14 protein-coding genes and 1 tRNA gene are annotated in these 18014 nt (G+C 43.6%); 5 read left to right on the top strand and 10 right to left on the bottom strand.

The window, feature by feature from the left end; genetic code table 11:
- The first annotated feature begins 91 nt into the window (after positions 1–91).
- Together greA and KUA50_RS13145 are read left to right on the top strand one after the other, a co-directional pair.
- The gene (gene greA / locus KUA50_RS13150) at positions 92–559 is read left to right on the top strand and encodes a transcription elongation factor GreA (RefSeq protein WP_022111225.1); all 468 of its coding nucleotides are present in this window, start codon (positions 92–94) and stop codon (positions 557–559) included.
- A gap of 149 nt (positions 560–708) precedes the next feature.
- The gene (locus KUA50_RS13145) at positions 709–1119 is read left to right on the top strand and encodes an HIT family protein (RefSeq protein ID WP_218455857.1); all 411 of its coding nucleotides are present in this window, start codon (positions 709–711) and stop codon (positions 1117–1119) included.
- 78 nt (positions 1120–1197) lie between these two features.
- Here the strand turns inward: KUA50_RS13145 and KUA50_RS13140 are convergent, their stop codons facing one another.
- Positions 1198–2289 carry a mannose-1-phosphate guanylyltransferase gene (locus KUA50_RS13140; protein ID WP_134842983.1) on the bottom strand — a complete coding sequence of 364 codons (1092 nt, stop codon included), beginning with the start codon at positions 2287–2289 and terminating at the stop codon, positions 1198–1200.
- A gap of 227 nt (positions 2290–2516) precedes the next feature.
- On the opposite strand from KUA50_RS13140, the gene KUA50_RS13135 reads away from it, so the two are divergent.
- Positions 2517–2598 (top strand) — tRNA-Leu (locus tag KUA50_RS13135).
- 175 nt (positions 2599–2773) lie between these two features.
- Here the strand turns inward: KUA50_RS13135 and KUA50_RS13130 are convergent.
- A complete protein-coding gene (locus KUA50_RS13130; RefSeq protein ID WP_218455856.1) occupies positions 2774–5380 on the bottom strand; it encodes a thiol protease/hemagglutinin PrtT in 2607 nt (868 codons plus the stop codon).
- 258 nt (positions 5381–5638) lie between these two features.
- Between KUA50_RS13130 and KUA50_RS13125 the strand changes: the two genes are divergently transcribed.
- Positions 5639–7216 (top strand): glycoside hydrolase family 28 protein, encoded by a 1578-nt coding sequence (locus KUA50_RS13125; RefSeq protein WP_218455855.1) that lies wholly within the window; start codon positions 5639–5641, stop codon positions 7214–7216.
- A gap of 30 nt (positions 7217–7246) precedes the next feature.
- Here the strand turns inward: KUA50_RS13125 and KUA50_RS13120 are convergent, their stop codons facing one another.
- Positions 7247–8128, bottom strand: a complete 882-nt coding sequence (locus KUA50_RS13120; RefSeq protein ID WP_246031295.1) for a helix-turn-helix transcriptional regulator — start codon at positions 8126–8128, stop codon at positions 7247–7249.
- Between the two features lie 201 nt (positions 8129–8329).
- Here KUA50_RS13120 and KUA50_RS13115 point away from each other — a divergent pair, with 201 nt between their 5' ends.
- On the top strand, positions 8330–8668 hold the full coding sequence (locus tag KUA50_RS13115) for an ATP-binding protein (protein ID WP_218455854.1): 339 nt from the start codon (positions 8330–8332) through the stop codon (positions 8666–8668).
- On the opposite strand, the gene KUA50_RS13110 is transcribed toward KUA50_RS13115, so the two are convergent.
- The 7 genes from KUA50_RS13110 to infB all read right to left on the bottom strand — a co-directional run bounded on the left by KUA50_RS13110 (position 8665) and on the right by infB (position 18009).
- The gene (locus tag KUA50_RS13110; RefSeq protein WP_218455853.1) at positions 8665–9273 is read right to left on the bottom strand and encodes a ribonuclease HII; all 609 of its coding nucleotides are present in this window, start codon (positions 9271–9273) and stop codon (positions 8665–8667) included. The two genes, KUA50_RS13115 and KUA50_RS13110, sit on opposite strands and share 4 nt — an antisense overlap.
- Before the next feature lie 45 nt (positions 9274–9318).
- Positions 9319–10533, bottom strand: coding sequence for an aminotransferase class V-fold PLP-dependent enzyme (locus KUA50_RS13105; RefSeq protein ID WP_218455852.1), 1215 nt, complete (start codon positions 10531–10533; stop codon positions 9319–9321).
- A 63-nt stretch (positions 10534–10596) separates the two neighbouring features.
- On the bottom strand, positions 10597–11940 hold the full coding sequence (sufD, locus tag KUA50_RS13100) for a Fe-S cluster assembly protein SufD (protein WP_218456019.1): 1344 nt from the start codon (positions 11938–11940) through the stop codon (positions 10597–10599).
- Between the two features lie 14 nt (positions 11941–11954).
- Positions 11955–12710: a Fe-S cluster assembly ATPase SufC gene (sufC, locus tag KUA50_RS13095; RefSeq protein WP_022111235.1), complete on the bottom strand. Its 756-nt coding sequence runs from the start codon at positions 12708–12710 to the stop codon at positions 11955–11957.
- Positions 12711–12731: 21 nt separating this feature from the next.
- Positions 12732–13487: a hypothetical protein gene (locus KUA50_RS13090; RefSeq protein ID WP_318346040.1), complete on the bottom strand. Its 756-nt coding sequence runs from the start codon at positions 13485–13487 to the stop codon at positions 12732–12734.
- Positions 13488–13548: 61 nt separating this feature from the next.
- Positions 13549–15000: a Fe-S cluster assembly protein SufB gene (gene sufB / locus KUA50_RS13085; RefSeq protein ID WP_022111236.1), complete on the bottom strand. Its 1452-nt coding sequence runs from the start codon at positions 14998–15000 to the stop codon at positions 13549–13551.
- Positions 15001–15138: 138 nt separating this feature from the next.
- Positions 15139–18009 carry a translation initiation factor IF-2 gene (gene infB, locus KUA50_RS13080; protein WP_218455850.1) on the bottom strand — a complete coding sequence of 957 codons (2871 nt, stop codon included), beginning with the start codon at positions 18007–18009 and terminating at the stop codon, positions 15139–15141.
- Positions 18010–18014 lie beyond the last annotated feature (5 nt).

Below are 18014 nucleotides of genomic sequence, written 5' to 3'. Positions count from 1 at the left end.
ACAGGATTCCGGTGCTTAACTGGCACCGGGATTCTTTATTTTTTACCCTCTAAGAAATCACATTAATAACTATAAATTAATAAGAAGAATTATGGCTTACATGTCACAAGAAGGTTACGATAAACTCGTAGCAGAACTAAAACAGCTCACTACAGTAGAGCGCCCAAAGGCATCAGCCGCAATTGCTGAAGCCCGAGACAAGGGTGACCTAAGTGAGAACTCAGAGTATGATGCCGCTAAGGAGGCACAGGCTCATCTTGAAGATAAAATCAATCGTATCAAACTCACCATTGCCGAGGCTAAGATCATCGACACCAAGCAGTTGAGCACTGATTGCGTGCAGATTATGTCTAAGGTGGAAATGACCAACATGGTCAACAAGGCAAAGATGACATATACTATCGTGAGCGAAAGCGAGGCTAACTTGAAGGAAGGCAAAATTTCCATCAAGACTCCTATCGCACAGGGATTGCTCAACAAGAAGGTGGGCGAGATTGTAGAAATCAAGATTCCTCGCGGCACCATCAAGCTCCGTATCGACAAAATCTCATTTGAATAAAAATAAAGGAACTATCATATCGGCTCCCAAGCCCTTATGGCAGTTCCTTTTATTATGACATGTAAGCCCACTAAATATAATATCAAATGAGAATGATGCGAAGAGAGAGAAATAAAGTTTCTATTATAAATGTTTAATTGAAAGAGATTATGGCAAGTATTTTTTCTAAGATTGCAGCGGGAGAGATTCCCAGCTACAAATGCGCAGAAAGCGATAAGTTCTACGCTTTTTTAGACATTAGTCCTATCGGCAAGGGACACACATTGGTCATTCCTCGCAAGGAAGTGGATTATATCTTTGATATGGAAGACGAAGACCTCGCTGAGTTTGAAGTATTCGCCAAGAAAGTAGCAAAGGCCATCAAGGCTGCTTTCCCTTGCAAAAAAGTGGCACAGGTCGTTTTGGGTCTGGAAGTTCCTCATGCACATATCCACCTCATCCCTATGAACAGTGAGGCTGATGTCAACTTCCGCAAGGAACATCTCAAACTGACTGAAGAGGAATTCAAGGAGATCTCTAATAAGATCTACACAGAATTTCAAAAAAATGACAAAGACTGAGAAATGACAAATGAGAAATGAGAAATGCAGCAAAATAGCCGTTCATTTCTCATTTCTCATTTGTCATTTCTCATTATATCAAATGTATTCTTCGCCCTTCTTCATTTGCACTTCATTCACATATTTGCGAACCAATGCAGAGGAATCTTCTTTCTTGCAGATCAAGAGTACATTGTCCTTCTCTGCTACAATGAAACCATCCAAACCATTGAGAACTGCGAGTTTGCCCTTTGGCAGTTTGATGACATTACGATGGCAGTTTTCCATCATGACATCACTATCTATAATCACATTATCATCCTCGCTCTTCTGCATTGCCTCATAGATACTGTGCCAGGTGCCGAGGTCAGCCCAACCGAAATCACACTTCAATACAGATACATTGTCTGACTTCTCTAAGATGGCATAATCTACGGAAATATTTGGATATGAAGGGAAATTCTGCTTCATATAGGCATTCTCTGTCTCCACATCAAAAGTGCGATAAGACTCATCGAAACCTCTCAGTACAGCAGGCAGAATTTGAGAAAAACTCTCGCGTAAATGCTTGACATTGGAAATGAAAATACCTGTATTCCAATAAAATTCACCACTATCAACAAATATTTTGGCAAAATCACGCTCAGGCTTCTCTGTAAATGACTGAACATTATAGAGATTATCCCCTTCTGCATCGCCCAACTGGATATAACCATATCCTGGTTCTGGACGGGTTGGTTTTACACCTAACGAGAGAAATCTATCGTTTTCAGCAACAAAAGCCAGTCCTTTCAGTACATTTTCCTTGAAAGCTTCCTCATTGAAAACTGCCTGATCGGAAGGAGTGGTAATCAAGCAGGCTTTCGGATTCAACTGCGAAACACGATGGTTTGCCCAAGCTACACTTGGAGCCGTATTGCGATGAATCGGTTCGGCCATGATTCGTTCAGCAGGAATCTGCGGCAACTGTTCCCTGACCAGTTCCACATATTCCTCATTAGTATTGATAAAAATATGGTCGGCAGGCACAATCTTCACCATTCTATCGTAGGTCTGCTGCAACTGGGTACGCCCCACCCCGAAGAAATCGATAAATTGTTTCGGGTAATTGCTTCGACTGCATGGCCAAAGTCTTCTACCCTTACCACCTGCGAGTATCACGCAATAATTGTTGCTATCATTTATTGTCATATATTAAGAAACTTAATTGTTAGTTTTGAAATTCTGATGTAAAGGTAAAAAATATATGTGAACCAACCAAGTTTTTTTCCACAAATTAATATAGATAAGGTGAAAAACAACAAAAATTTAGTGTTTTCGAAATAAAAATGCATTTTTTTGAAAAAAAGTCAGCAAAAAGTTTGCCAGTTCAAAAATTATTAGTACCTTTGCAACCGCAAATAAGCCGAGAGGCATTCGCCCAGATGGCGGAATCGGTAGACGCGCTGGTCTCAAACACCAGTGGAGCAATCCATCCCGGTTCGATCCCGGGTCTGGGTACAAAGAGCTGCAAATCGAAAGATTTGTGGCTCTTTTTTTATCCCACTGATTTCACAGATTTACACAGATTTAAGTTTTGGCGTCGAAAATATCTGTGTAATCTGTGAAATCTGTGGGACTTTTCTCTTTATCTCCACCATCACGCTGGAGACATTCATCCTATTTCACGATGGTATTACTTCACAATCACTTTGATTCCATTTACAATATAAATGCCTGAAGGCACAGGAATCACTTGTCTTTCACCTGCCTGAACTGCAACTGAAGTTACTTTCTGTCCACTCAGATTAAAGATCTTTACGGTCTGAGAGCGGTCAGATGATATGATAATCTCGCCATTGCCACCATAGATACCCTTGTTCAAGGAAATGGTTGAAATACCAGAAGGCTGACCAGCTACATAGACAACCAAATTAAAAGGTTTCAACGGATAATAACTACCCGAATTCACGATGTAAAGTTTGTTTTCAGACAATGTATTTGGAATATTGTAATAACTACCATCTGTCAAACTTACGAACCACAAATCAGAGATGATAGTATTGCCTCCCAACTCATTAGGATCGAAAGACTTAGAAATCGTAGTGGTCGCTCCATTACCAGGAATGCGTACCGTCTCAAAACGAGGAACAAAGCTTCTTTCATTCGTACTATATGCTACCAAGGCATATTTCAACAAAGCTGTACCTCCATCGTTCTTGATAGCAAAATTGAATTGGGCAAAAGCATCATTCGTCTTTGGAGCTTTCACTTTATTACTACCATAAGTCGCCTTTTCGGTCTCATATTCATTTGGAGCCGCATTGGTCCATGCCTTTACAACTGTGAATACAGGGGCTGCAGGTGTTGCTTCCACCGTAAACTTTTTGCCATTAACAAAGACATTTTCTGCTCCTGCATCAGTCAACCAAAGATATAAATCACCTTCCGAAGGAGACAACTCTACTTTTCTGGTAATAGAACTATGCGCAGGAACCGTGACATACACATCCGTCGCGGCTTGGTCTGGCATAGTAGCAGTCGTATTGCTGAAGATATTGATGGCTCCCAAATATTCGATATCACCCTGATTCTGGATAGTAATTTCAAAGCCATTGGTAAATCCACCCAATAGTTCTTCGGTTGGAGTGATATCTGCTTTCAATTGCGAGCGAACCCGAGTAAGTTTTTGAGCTGTAGCCTCAACGACATAAGGTCGCATTTCAGAATTAGCGCATTTGTTCCAATGAACATGATCGGTACTATAAATCGCATAGATCGTGGTCTGTCCGATTGGGAAAGCATAATCAAATTCAAATAAGAAAGTATTACCATAAGTTCCGCCATTATCTTGAATACCCTTAAAAGAGAATTTCTTAACCCCAGAGATTGGAACATAAGTACCATCAGACTTCAATATACCATAAGCTAAAGAGCCTGTCATATCCTGGCGTCCCTGATTACAGAAATAATTCTGTATTTTCAGAGCAAACTTATCTGAAACCTGATTTCTTGTATCCTTAGTCAGTTCAAAAACAGACATTTTATCCCAATAGCTCTGCACAATAGGGACAAAAGGTGCTACAGGCTCATCTACCTTACCATTATCAGGAGCCACACCAACCAACATACTACAGCTGCGGTTGTAACCATCAGGTGCATTACCGGAGCCGACACCACCCTTCTCAGGATTCAAGATTGTAACATCAAAATAACCATTCTGATAGCCTCCCCAGCCCCAGTTGATATGATAAAGTCCCTGTCCATCGGAACCGTCACAGATAAACTGATGACCACCATCAGTAGAAGAACCTGAATAGAAAACAGGACGCCCAGCAGCCAATTCATTATCAAGAATCTGAGTCCATTCTGCCAGGGAATATAAAGAGCGGGATAAATCCAGCATCATATCGGCATCATATCCGAAATACTTAGCCAAGGGCGCTGGTGTAAGATTTGCACCCGACATTTCACCATACCCCATCTTCACGGCAGCTCCACAATGAAACATCAGTTTGGCTACAGCATTGGCCTGTGCTTCGGTATAACTACCCTCGGCACTACTATAGAAAGGTAACATGTTGTCCCAATCATATACGCCATCGCTCTTGCTGATACCAGGAACAGCTACATCTCTGCCATACCATTTCCTGGTATATTCAGGAATATCCTGCAACAATTGTTTAGGATGCTTATAATAAGCCATTACCTGTGCCATAGCCGTAGCCACACAACCAGTAACAGCCCGATTTTTACCATCATAAATCGGACACATATTATTAAAAGGCTTACTCTGATTCCATGCAATATTACCCAATAAAGGAGAAACTGCCTTGGAATGAGTAGAATTTACCGAAGAACGGTAAGCTTTTACCTCTGCCAAATTGCGCAGAGTAGCTTGATCGCCCTTGGTCAAAGCCTCTACCATCTCCTGATAAGCCTTCATGAAGTTCTTATAACTTTCTGGAAGAGATGCCTCATCATAAGTTCCCTGATCGGTATAACCCACGATTTCCGGCAGACAATCATCGCCCGACACAATCGTGAAACCCTTTCCCTCACCATGAGGAAAAACATAATAACTGGCAGTTTCCTGATCAGAAGCCTGAGATTTCAGAGATTTGTCACCAAAACCGAAAGACTTCGCCTGTGATTGAGCAGACTCATCCATGACAATACCCAACAAAGCAGCCTGGCGCTCAGCTATCTGCTTGGCTTGTCGGAAACTACGTGGTCCTGCAAATGCTGATACAGAGATCAGCAACAGGGCTGACAACAATAGGTGTAAACGAATACATTTCATAAGCAATATATCAAAAGTTTAATTGAGTTGTATCGGCCACAAATATACGACAAATATTCTACACTTGCAAGTTTTTCCTAAGAAAATTCTGCAAATTGCTATATTCCCATGAGCGAAAACGTTTGCGATATAATAATATCCCATTTATTTGGCGATAAGAAATTAAATGCGTATTTTTGCAACATCAACTGCAACCTATATGCAGAACAAGAAATAATAGCTATTTATTAATAACTCTATTAAACCCCAGATTAATTCATGAAGAAATTTTTCTGTTTCGTATTTGCATGCCTGGCAACTTTTGCGTCACAGGCAGCAGAAACCAACAATTATGACGAGCTTTACCAGAATCTTCCATTCCAGATGGAGAAGGTAACACGCCCTCAATTCCCTGCCAACGAGGTTAACCTCAAGGATTTCGGAGCTATCGGCGATGGTTCTACGCTCTGTACTGATGCTTTCAAGAAAGCGATTGATGCACTGGACCAGAAAGGCGGTGGTAAACTGATCGTTCCACAAGGTGTATGGTTTACAGGTCCTATCACACTGAAAAGCAACATCAACCTGCATATCGAAAAAGGTGGTGTCATCCTCTTTTCTGCTGATGTCAACCTCTATCCTCTCGTAGAAACCTCTTTCGAAGGCCTTGACACCCGTCGCTGCCAGTCTCCTATCTCTGGTAGGAACTTAGAGAACGTGGCTATCACCGGTCAGGGTGCCATCGATGGAAACGGCGAATATTGGCGCCCATTGAAGAAAGCCAAGGTTACTTCTGCCCAGTGGAAAGAGATTACTTCCCGTGGCGGTGCTTTCAAGAATCCTAACTACTGGTTCCCTTCTGAGGCTGCTCTCAAAGCTGATGAAAAAGGCGCTGGCATGAACGTTCCTCTCGGCATTACAACCGAAGAAGGCTGGAATGAAGTGAAAGACTATCTCCGTCCTGTGATGGTAAGTCTCATCAGTTGCAAGAACGTTTGGCTCAACGGTGTGATCTTCCAGAACTCTCCAGCCTGGAATATCCATCCTTTGATGTGCGAGAATGTACTTATTGAGGATGTATTGGTACGCAATCCTTCTTTTGCTCAGAATGGTGATGGTCTTGATTTGGAATCATGCAAGAACGCACTGATTGTCAATTCTACTTTTGACGTAGGTGATGATGGTATCTGTATCAAGAGCGGTAAAGACCTTGACGGAAGAAAGCGTGGCATTCCATGTGAAAACGTGATTGTCGATGGATGCACCGTTTTCAAGGGTCACGGCGGTTTCGTGGTAGGTAGCGAAATGAGCGGTGGCGTCAAGAACATTATGGTACGTGATTGCCAGTTCCTCGGTACTGATGTTGGTTTGCGCTTCAAGAGCGCCCGTGGTCGTGGCGGTGTCGTTGAGAACATCTACATCCAGGATATGTCTATGTTTGATATCCAAACCGATGTGATCACCTTTGATCTCTATTATGGTGGAAAATCAGCAGTTGAAGCATTAAACGACGGCGACCAGAAGAAGCAGCAGGTGGTAGATATGAAGAAGGTAGATGAAACCACTCCAGCCTTCCGCAATATCGATATCAATCACGTCATCTGCCGTGGCGCACGCCGTGCCGCCTACTTCAATGGTCTTCCAGAGATGCCAGTGCAAAACATCAGCATCAAGGATATGGAGGTGAACAATGCCCAACAAGGTATCGTTATCAACCGCACGGATGGTGTGAAGTTGGAAAACATCAAGGTTTCTGCCAAGACTCATACCTTTGATGCCAAGAATTCCAAGAATGTAAGTGTCAACGGAAAGACATATAAGAAAATAGATGCCAACGGTATCACCCTTGACTTCTAATTTTCTCAAGATTATATCAATTACTTTAGATTACAGTCCTGCTTTTTCTGACATCATCTGAATCTCCTTTTTCAGATAATCATAGAAAGCAGGACTTTCTATAACCTCTATATGACCAAACAAGCCTAAAACAAATCTGGAGATACCTATATAACTTGCCATTTCTGCTTCAAAAATCCATGATTTCTCCGTCTCTTTCACGATGAAATCGGCAGATTTTGGATATTCTTCTACGAAAACATTATATGCAAGCTGATCCAAACGAAGCTTGACCGGTAAGCGTTCATCTCCACTAAACATAAAGAGATCGGTAAACATCTGCTTATGTTTTGCTTCATTACTCCACTCCAAATCAAGCAAAATTACATCTCCCATACGCGCCACCTTAAACGTCTTGTTCATCTTCGAACTTAATTCATAGCAGCGCACATCATTATTATTGTTCATCATGAGGAAAGGCTCTACCACGCGGTCGCTCATACTTTTGCTGTGTGGTGAAGAGTAATTCATAATTTTCACAAGTCTATGACGCTTGATGGCATCATAAAGCACACTCACATGATGAGCAGCCTGTTCACGTAATTGAGGATTAGAAAGGATGTTTAAGTCATAAAAACGGTCCAGTTTTCGACGCAGACGCTGGATAATGGCATTATTATCCTCCACCTTATTTAATATAGAGAGCATCGTCAGGGCTTCCTCCTCTGTGAAATTGATGGTTTCAAAGAGATGTTTGAAGAAAGGCGATTCTCTGTCCAGACTATAAATCTTTCCATTTTTCTCCACCTTGAATCCCCAATCACGGAAACTCTCCAAATAATAATAGAGCATACGGCGGGAAATGCCTATTCTGTCACAAATGGCATCTACCTCATAACGATGATTCTCGGTAAGGAGAAGCATCAGATTCATTTCTTTTTCTAACTTATCGTGGCGCATAATCCTTGTTGATCCGTTTTTAAGGGAAAAGGTTCTGATTTCTGTTAATAGACCTTAACCCAACAACACTTTTAACATAAAAACTCAGAAAGTGAACATATATTGCACAAAAGCCCATTAATTTTGCATGCAGAATCAGAAAACAATATGTAAAACCCTTTAAAATATAAGAAAATGGAAAAGAATATCATCTTATCAGGTAATTTGGCAAAACAGTTTGCAAATGGAGAATACCATCAGTTTGAACCATCTGCCGACGTAAAGTTTCTCATTAATAGTATCAGAAACGCAGCAGGCAAGATAAAAGTACCTGTAGAATGGCTCCGCAAATATTACTCCACCGTATTGGAAAAAGAAATCAGCATGAAGCAAACTGCCCTCCTGTTAGAGACTCAATTTGCTTTCACGTTAGGAGTCATACCTGCAGACATTCATTTGGGTCTCCGTGCTTGCTTTTTAGGTTGGTTTGCCTGGTGTCTGCTGAAATGCAAGAAAGCCTTCAAAGATGCTTAATCCTTGAAATCAAGACTTAATTCACCAGAACCCAAAAGATTATAGCTCATGCGATGATAAGGAGTCACACCATACTCCTTAATGGCTGCACGATGCTTTTTAGTAGGATATCCCTTATTGGCTTTCCAGTCATACTGCGGATATTCTTCAGCCAAAGCATCCATGTAATCATCTCGGTAAGTTTTTGCAAGGATACTGGCAGCAGCTATCGACATATACTTTCCGTCACCTTTCACGATGGTTGTATAAGGTAAATCCTTGTAGGGTTTAAAACGATTACCATCTACAATGATTGCCTCCGGACGAACCTTCAGCTGATCCAAAGCACGATGCATCGCTAAGAAACTGGCATTTAGAATATTAATTTTATCGATTTCATCGGGTGTAACTACACCTACAGCCCAAGCAACAGCGTCCCGTTCAATCTGTTCACGGAGTGCCTTACGCTTCTTATCTGTAAGCTTTTTACTGTCATCGAGATCTGGATTTTGATAACCAGGAGGTAGAATGACGGCGGCAGCATAGACACTGCCTGCCAGGCATCCACGACCTGCTTCATCGCAACCAGCCTCAATCTTATCCTTATAATAATGACTTTCCAGCATAAACTTCAAATTCTGTTGTTCTTGATTTAAAACATCAGTCTCTTGCTAAAACATCATAGCAACACGTTTCACACCAGCTACCAAAGCATCTACTTCTTCCTTCGTATTATACAAGGCGAAGCTTGCACGGACGGTTCCTAAAATACCATAACGATCCATCAGAGGCTGTGCACAATGATGACCGGTACGGACAGCGATACCCAAACGGTCGAGCAATGTACCCATATCCATGTGATGAATATCTCCTACCAAGAAGCTGACAACAGCATCTTTACCTTCCTGCTCACCAAAAAGTCTGATTCCATCGATGGTTTTCATCTGTTCCATACAGTAGCGGGTCAACTCCTGCTCGTGCTTGGCGATGTTGTCCATACCGAGAGCAGAGACATAATCGATGGCTTTTGCCAAACCATGAGTAGCCACATAGTCAGGAGTTCCAGCCTCGAACTTAAAAGGCAACTTCTCAAAAGTGGTCTTCTCGAAGCTCACACTTTCAATCATTTCGCCTCCTCCTTGGTATGGAGGTAACTTATCGAGCCATTCTTCCTTACCATAAAGAACACCGATACCTGTTGGTCCATAAATCTTATGTCCGCTGAAAGCAAAGAAATCACAATCCAAGTCCTGCACATCCACAGCAAAGTGAGGAGTACTCTGGGCACCATCCACCATAACAGGTACATCATGCTCATGCGCAATCCTGATCATCTCCTTTACTGGATTCACCGTACCTAATACATTGCTCACTTGAGCTATGCTTACAATTTTGGTGCGATCGGTGAACAAATGAGTGAATTCATCGAGATTAATCTCACCTTTATCATTAATAGGAATAACACGGATGGCAATTCCCTTCTTAGCAGCCTGCAACTGCCAAGGCACGATATTGGAATGGTGCTCCATTGTAGAAATAATCACCTCATCGCCCTCGCTCATAAACTCATCACAGAACGATGAAACCACAAGATTTAAACTTTCTGTAGTACCACGGGTAAAGATAATTTCCTCGATCTTAGGCGCATTGATAAACTTACGTACGGTCTCACGAGCTGCCTCATGAAGATCGGTAGCCTGCTGAGAAAGATAATGCACACCACGATGCACGTTGGCATTTACATTAAGATACTCATCGCGCATGGCATCAAGTACACACAATGGTTTCTGCGTTGTAGCCGCATTATCCAAATACACCAACGGTTTATCATATACAGTTCTCGATAAAATCGGGAAATCTTGACGTACTTTATTTATATCATACATAATCCTAAGACCTTTTATATCGTTTAAAAAAGGCGCTCCTCAAGCAGAGGAACGCTTTATTATTTATTTACAGAGTTTGCAACCCTCACACTTATTGAGTTCGCCACGGAATCGCTTCTCAACGAGATGATGCAGGCGGTCGCGCAATGGCTCCAGCTCCATCTTGTCGATGACTTCGTTGATAAATGCAAACTGAAGAAGCAACTTAGCCTCCTCGCGGCTCACACCACGCTGCTGCATGTAGAACAAGGCTGCATCGTTGAGCTGACCTACAGTACTTCCATGCGCACACTTCACATCATCGGCATAAATCTCCAGCATCGGCTGGGTAAACATACGGGCAGTCTTCGTAGCACAGAGATTCTGGTTGGTTTCCTGAGAAGTAGTCTTCTGGGCACCATGACGAACCAACACTCTACCGGCAAAAGCACCACGTGCTTCTCCATCGAGCACATACTTATAAAGCTCGTTACTGCTGCAATGACCCACCTGATGATCAATAAGTGTATTATTATCTACCACCTGATTCTTATCAGCAATCACGCAACCATTGCAGAAACACTCAGCACCTTCTCCCTTGAACACCAGATCGAGACGGTTGCGAGTGATACCATTATGAAGTGTAATCACGTTATGGTTCACACGGCTATTGGCCTGTTGCTCGATATACACATTGCTGACACGACGGTTCTTATAATGAGTCTCCTCCAGACAATAGAGATCGAGACTGGCATTCTCACCTACGTATGCCTCAATGACCTGAGTAGCGAGGAAGTTCTTATCGTCAGCAGCATGGTCACAGAAGAGGAACTTTGCCTCAGCTCCCTGCTCCAAGACAATGAGAACGCGACGGTTTACCATCAGGTCAACATCCGAACGAAGGATATTGATAACCTGTACGGTACGATCCAATTTTACATTCTTTGGAATATAGATGAGCAAGCCATCCTGTGCCAGGAATGTGTTCAATGCAGTGATACCATCTTCATCTGTTTTTGCAATCTTAGCATAGTATTTTGCGATGAATTCTGGATTTTCTGCAGCAACCTTGCACAAAGAATCCACGATAACACCCTCTGGCAACTCCACTTTTGGAAGAGCTTTATTATAGAAAGCATCATTTACCACAAAGTAGAGTGAAGTACTCAAATTAGGAACATCGCAACGGAATGCCTGGTATGGATCTACTGGAATTTCCAAGCGATTCAAATTCAAGCCATAGTCTGGCTCGAAGATGGCGCTCATATCGGTATATTTGTATCTTTCTACCTTACGGGAAGGGAAGCCCAAGCGACGGAAGTCCTCGAATGCAGCATCACGAACTGCGTTGAGAACCTCAGCACTGTGCTTCTTGATCATTCTCGAAGAAGACTGATACAAATCTAAATATTGTTTTTCTGAAAGCATAGCCATCCTCCTCATTATTTCTCATCTACCTCAGCCTTGATCCAATCATAACCACGAGTCTCAATCTCCTTGGCAAGTTCAGGACCTGCAGTTTTCACAATTCTACCTTTATAAAGAACGTGAACCACACTTGGCTTAATCATATCGAGCAAACGCTCATAGTGAGTGATGACGATGGCAGAAGTCTGATCGGTATGCATCTTGTTCACACCGTCTGCCACGATACGCATCGCATCCACGTCAAGACCTGAGTCGGTTTCATCGAGAATAGAAAGCTTTGGCTCCAACATCGCCATCTGGAAAATCTCGTTGCGCTTCTTCTCACCACCCGAGAAGCCTTCGTTTACTGAACGGCGAGCCAACTTGCTATCCAATTCCACCAACGCACGTTTCTCACGCATCAACTTCATGAATTCGCTGGTGTTCAATGGTTCCAAGCCCTGATACTCACGCTTGGCATTGATAGCCGCACGCATGAAGTTGGTCATGGATACACCAGGAATCTCCACTGGATACTGGAAAGAAAGGAACAATCCTTCACGAGCACGATCCTCTGGCTTCATCTCCAGGAGGTTCTTGCCGTTGAAGATAGCCTCGCCCTCGGTTACAGTATAGAGAGGGTTACCTGTGAGCACAGCGCTCAAGGTTGACTTACCAGAACCGTTAGGTCCCATGATAGCATGTATCTCACCATCCTTAATGGTCAGGTTGATACCTTTCAATATTTCTTTGCCTGCAATAGTAGCATGCAGATTCTTTACCTCTAACATATTATATTTATGTATCTATAATTATTCAAACAAGCTATCCCACAAACTTCTTCCGTCATTAGCAGTAAAAGTAAATGGAAAATTAATCTTTAAACCTACTGATACTGCATGGCGATGCAGTTGTCCATGATTATACGACGTATTCGAACTTCCTTTTTCCATGTAAGTAGCCCGATAGTGCGAGTCGAAACCAAGACGATAGCTGTATTCTACTTGTAATGCAATATTAGAAAACAAATAGAAATCCGCTCCAACCACAGGTCCTGCACTGAAACGTGGTAATCTTATATTACCATATCCTTCGTATTCATACGTCTTCGTTCCCATTGAACCAGTCGTGATAGAAGCAGACGTAGAGAAAGCTGAATGCTCTGCATCAAAAGCACAAAGCATATCGAGCCCCACATAAGGTTGAACCCACCAATCCGTAGGAGCAACATACCATCTTCCGCCTAACATCAGTTGATTTATGTCATAAGCAGCCTCCCCCTTCAAAAAGGTAACTTCTTCATGCTCATAACCTGCCTTTAAACTAAAATTCGTATTCGGCAAATAATATTCCGCATGAAACTTAGTCAACATTCCTATATTCTGGGTAGAACCGAAATGGTACTTTGGTACTTCCGCACCCGTATGATGTGCATTCTGATAAAAGCCTCCACCAATATGAGCATCTATCGCCCATACTCTTTCGACATCATCATCCTTATACTTAGGTCGTTTATAGGTAGTCTGTCCTACAACAGACATACCTGCCATCAGTAAGCATAAAAGCATTATCTTTCTCATAAGACGTCACCTCAAAATTTGTTTCGTAATAGCCAATAGAAACTATCGCTTATCCTACGGTTCCTTCGAGTGAAACACTCAGGAGTTTCTGTGCCTCAACGGCAAACTCCATAGGCAACTTGTTGAGCACATCCTTGGCATAACCGTTTACGATCAAGCCGACAGCCTCCTCGGTAGGAATGCCTCGCTGATTGCAATAGAAGAGCTGGTCTTCTGAAATCTTCGAGGTAGTTGCCTCATGCTCGAACACGGCTGTGTCGTTATGAGCATCCATGTATGGGAAGGTATGTGCTCCGCAATCGCTACCCAGCAACAAAGAGTCGCAGGAACTGTAGTTGCGGGCATTATCGGCATTGGATGTAGCACGAACCAGACCACGATAGGAGTTCTGGCTATGACCAGCCGAAATACCCTTCGAGATGATGGTACTCTTGGTGTTCTTACCCATGTGAATCATCTTGGTACCTGTATCAGCCTCCTGATAGTTGTTGGTAACAGCCACACTGTAGAACTCAGCTACAGAGTTATCGCCACGCAAGATACAGGAAGGATACTTCCAGGTAATCGCAGAACCCGTCTCTACCTGAGTCCAGCTCAACTTAGAGTTGACACCACGCAAGTCGCCTCGCTTGGTTACCAGGTTCAGCACACCACCCTTACCATGTTCATCACCAGGATACCAGTTCTGAACGGTAGAGTACTTCACCTCTGCATTATCCTTGACAATAATCTCTACGATAGCTGCATGGAGCTGGTTCTCATCACGCATTGGCGCTGTACATCCCTCTAAGTAAGAAACGTAGGCATCATCATCAGCGATGATCAATGTACGCTCGAACTGACCGGTGTTACGGGCATTGATGCGGAAGTAACTGCTCAACTCCATCGGACAGCGGACGCCCTTAGGAATATAGACGAATGAGCCATCACTGAATACACAACTGTTCAAGGCTGCATAGAAGTTATCACGATAAGGAACAACGGTTCCTAAATACTCTTTTACCAAATCAGGATGTTCCTTTACAGCCTCACCAATACTGCAGAAGATGACTCCTTTCTCACGAAGTTTCTCCTTGAAGGTAGTCTTCACCGATACAGAGTCCATAATGGCATCCACAGCGGTACCGCTCAAAGCCAAGCGCTCCTCCAGAGGAATACCGAGTTTATCGAATGTCTTCTCCAACTCAGGATCAATCTCCTTGTTCTTTGGCTTCTTAGCCAAAGGGTCTGCATAATATGAAATCTCCTGGTAGTCAACAGGTGGCACGTGTACGTGTCCCCACTTTGGCTCCTTGAGCGTCTTCCAGTAATGGTAGGCTTTCAGACGAAATTCGAGCATCCAATCTGGCTCTCCCTTCTTCTGTGAGATAAGGCGCACAACATCCTCGTTGAGTCCTTTCTCTATAATTTCAGTATGCACATCAGTAGTAAAGCCGAATTCATATTTCTGCTCAGCCACCTGCTTGACAAACTGATTCTTTTCTTGTTCTTTCTCTGCCATTTTATTTAGAATAACCTTTCGTTATTTAAACCCTAAATAGGGATAAGTCACCAAGGACTCATCCCTACCTTATTATATATAGGATAGAGCGAAAAGACAAATGAATTCTTCACTCTTCGTTCTTCACTCTTCACTTGATTAAAGTTTCTGCTCTACCTCGATTTCTGTGAAGGTCTCGATAACGTCGCCTTCCTGGATATCGTTGTAGTTGACAAGGCTCAAACCGCATTCCATACCGGTAACAACCTCCTTGACATCATCCTTGTAACGCTTCAAGGCACCGATTTCTGCAGTACGGATGACGATACCGTCACGGATGACGCGAGCCTTATCCTTAGCGTGTACCTTACCCTCGGTAACGAGACCACCGGCAATAGTACCCACCTTGGAAATCTTGAAGGTCTGCTTCACCTCTACCTGACCGGTAACGATTTCCTTCTTCACCTTGTCGAGCATACCAACCATCGCACTCTTGATATCGTCGATAGCATCGTAGATGATAGAGTATGTGTTGATTTCAACACCCTCACGGTCAGCAGCCTTACGTGCATCAGCAGATGGACGAACCTGGAAACCAACGATGACAGCATCTGAAGCAGAAGCCAACATCACATCGTTCTCAGAAATCTGACCCACAGCCTTGTTGACTACGTTCACCTGAACCTTCTCAGTAGAAAGTTTGATGAATGAGTCGCTCAATGCCTCAACAGAACCGTCGGTATCACCCTTCACGATGACGTTCAACTCGTGGAACTCACCACGTGCAATACGGTGAGAAATATCACCCAAGGTCAAGCGCTTCTGAGTACGCAAGCCCTGTTCACGCTGCAACTGCTCACGCTTGTTGGCAATTTCACGAGCCTCCTGTTCTGTCTCAATAACGTGGAACTGGTCACCTGCAGTAGGCGCACCATTCAAACCGAGGATGATAGCTGGCTCTGCAGGAGCTGCAGACTTGATATTGGCATTACGCTCATTGAACATTGCCTTTACACGACCCCAAGAAGTACCGGCGAGAACGATGTCGCCTACCTTCAAGGTACCATTGGCTACCAACACGGTAGAAACATATCCACGACCCTTGTCGAGAGAAGACTCGATGATGGTACCTGAAGCACGACGGTTAGGGTTAGCCTTCAAGTCGAGCATATCAGCCTCAAGGAGCACCTTGTCGAGCAAATCGTGAACACCAATACCCTTCTTGGCACTGATTTCCTGGCACTGATACTTACCGCCCCATTCTTCAACAAGCAAGTTCATGTTCGCCAAGTCCTCGCGGATACGGTCTGGATTAGCACCTGGTTTATCAATCTTATTGATGGCAAATACCATTGGCACACCAGCAGCCTGAGCATGAGCGATAGCCTCCTTGGTAGTAGGCATCACAGAGTCATCGGCAGCGATGATGATGATGGCGATATCGGTAGCCTGAGCACCACGGGCACGCATGGCGGTAAACGCCTCATGACCAGGAGTATCCAGGAAGGTTACCTTGCGACCGCTTTTCAGGGTCACACTGTAGGCACCGATGTGCTGGGTAATACCACCCGCCTCACCAGCAATCACATTGGTATTGCGGATATAGTCGAGCAAAGATGTCTTACCATGGTCAACGTGACCCATCACAGTTACGATTGGAGCACGTGGAACCAAGTCGTTCTCATCATCCTCTTCCTCGCTCACAGCCTCCTGAACCTCAGCGCTGACATATTCGGTCTTGAATCCGAACTCCTCAGCCACCATGTTGATGGTCTCTGCATCCAGACGCTGGTTGATAGATACCATGATACCAACACCCATCAAGGTAGAGATAACCTGAGTAACGCTGATGTCCATCATCGTAGCCAATTCGCTTACAGTAACGAACTCCGTGAGTTTCAGGATCTTACTTTCCTTCTGCTCCTGACGAGCCTGATCTTGCAATTTCTCCTGAACAGCCTCACGCTTCTCCTTACGGTATTTAGCGCCCTTCTTGTTCTGGCTCTTGCTGGTCAAACGAGCAAGAGTCTCCTTTACCTGGCGTGCTACAGCCTCGTCATCAACTTCTATCTGACGCTGGTTGTTCTGATTGCCGCCCTTGTTGTTATTATTTCTGTTCTTATTCTTTTTCTTCTTATTGCCACCATTCTGGTTGTTCTGGTTGCCACCATTATTCTTGTTGCCCCCATTATTACCCTGGTTAGCCTCAGCGTTGATATCAACACGTTCCTTATTGATACGCACGCGTTTCTTTCTCTCACTGTGCTGCTGTGCAAGTTTTTCCTCACGTTCCTTGCGGCGTTCCTCCTTACTCTTCTTCTTAGGACGAGTACTCTGATTCAAGGAAGACAAATCGATCTTACCCAACACCTTAGGTTCATTGGCAGAGAACTTCTTCTCACTCTTGAGTGTGAACACGCTTCCAGAAGCATTTGTTTCAGCTGGCTTCTCGCCTTGTTGTGGCTGATTGTTGTTAGCCTGATTTTGCATTGACTTATGATTATTTTGCTTCTGTTGGCCATTATTTCTCTCACCATTCTGCTTATGCTGGTGAGACATCTGTCCGCCAGCATTACCTTTCTGATGTTCATGACTTGCTTTTACTTCAGCCTTAGAAGCATTAGTAACAGGCGCAGAGCTGACGGCAGCAGACTCCTTTCCAGACGCCTTACGATTCTCAGGAGCAGCAGACTTAGCAGCAGGTTTTCCGATGCTATCCAAGTCTATCTTGCCCAATGGTTTAAACTGTTGTTTACCATTAGACACCTCGGCATTCTCCTCACGGTCTTCCTTCTGCTCTGGAACACGTTTCTTATCTTTTGTTTTCTTGGTGAAAAGCTTTTCCGCCTGGTCACGGACTTTCTTGTCCTGACTGAAGGCATCGGTCAGAGCCTTATATTGCTGATCGCTAAGCTTGAAGCTTGGTTCTGCCTCGACCTCTCCCAGGTCACTTCTCTTAGATAGGAATTCAACTGCCGTCTGAAGTCCTATATTCAATTCACGTAGTGCTTTGTTTAATCTGATGCTCATATTTA

Source organism: Segatella hominis, from assembly GCF_019249725.2.
GTDB lineage: Bacteria > Bacteroidota > Bacteroidia > Bacteroidales > Bacteroidaceae > Prevotella.
This window is presented reverse-complemented; position numbering and strand designations above follow the sequence as displayed.

What these genes read in the sequence shown, in the direction of transcription:
- infB (WP_218455850.1), bottom strand. Translation starts at nt 18,009, where the DNA reads ATGAGCATCAGATTAAACAAAGCACTACGTGAATTGAATATAGGACTT.
- KUA50_RS13140 (WP_134842983.1), bottom strand. Translation starts at nt 2,289, where the DNA reads ATGACAATAAATGATAGCAACAATTATTGCGTGATACTCGCAGGTGGT.
- sufD (WP_218456019.1), bottom strand. Translation starts at nt 11,940, where the DNA reads ATGCTTTCAGAAAAACAATATTTAGATTTGTATCAGTCTTCTTCGAGA.
- KUA50_RS13125 (WP_218455855.1), top strand. Translation starts at nt 5,639, where the DNA reads ATGAAGAAATTTTTCTGTTTCGTATTTGCATGCCTGGCAACTTTTGCG.
- KUA50_RS13105 (WP_218455852.1), bottom strand. Translation starts at nt 10,533, where the DNA reads ATGTATGATATAAATAAAGTACGTCAAGATTTCCCGATTTTATCGAGA.
- KUA50_RS13110 (WP_218455853.1), bottom strand. Translation starts at nt 9,273, where the DNA reads ATGCTGGAAAGTCATTATTATAAGGATAAGATTGAGGCTGGTTGCGAT.
- KUA50_RS13115 (WP_218455854.1), top strand. Translation starts at nt 8,330, where the DNA reads ATGGAAAAGAATATCATCTTATCAGGTAATTTGGCAAAACAGTTTGCA.
- KUA50_RS13145 (WP_218455857.1), top strand. Translation starts at nt 709, where the DNA reads ATGGCAAGTATTTTTTCTAAGATTGCAGCGGGAGAGATTCCCAGCTAC.
- KUA50_RS13130 (WP_218455856.1), bottom strand. Translation starts at nt 5,380, where the DNA reads ATGAAATGTATTCGTTTACACCTATTGTTGTCAGCCCTGTTGCTGATC.
- sufB (WP_022111236.1), bottom strand. Translation starts at nt 15,000, where the DNA reads ATGGCAGAGAAAGAACAAGAAAAGAATCAGTTTGTCAAGCAGGTGGCT.
- KUA50_RS13090 (WP_318346040.1), bottom strand. Translation starts at nt 13,487, where the DNA reads ATGCTTTTATGCTTACTGATGGCAGGTATGTCTGTTGTAGGACAGACT.
- greA (WP_022111225.1), top strand. Translation starts at nt 92, where the DNA reads ATGGCTTACATGTCACAAGAAGGTTACGATAAACTCGTAGCAGAACTA.
- KUA50_RS13120 (WP_246031295.1), bottom strand. Translation starts at nt 8,128, where the DNA reads ATGAATCTGATGCTTCTCCTTACCGAGAATCATCGTTATGAGGTAGAT.
- sufC (WP_022111235.1), bottom strand. Translation starts at nt 12,710, where the DNA reads ATGTTAGAGGTAAAGAATCTGCATGCTACTATTGCAGGCAAAGAAATA.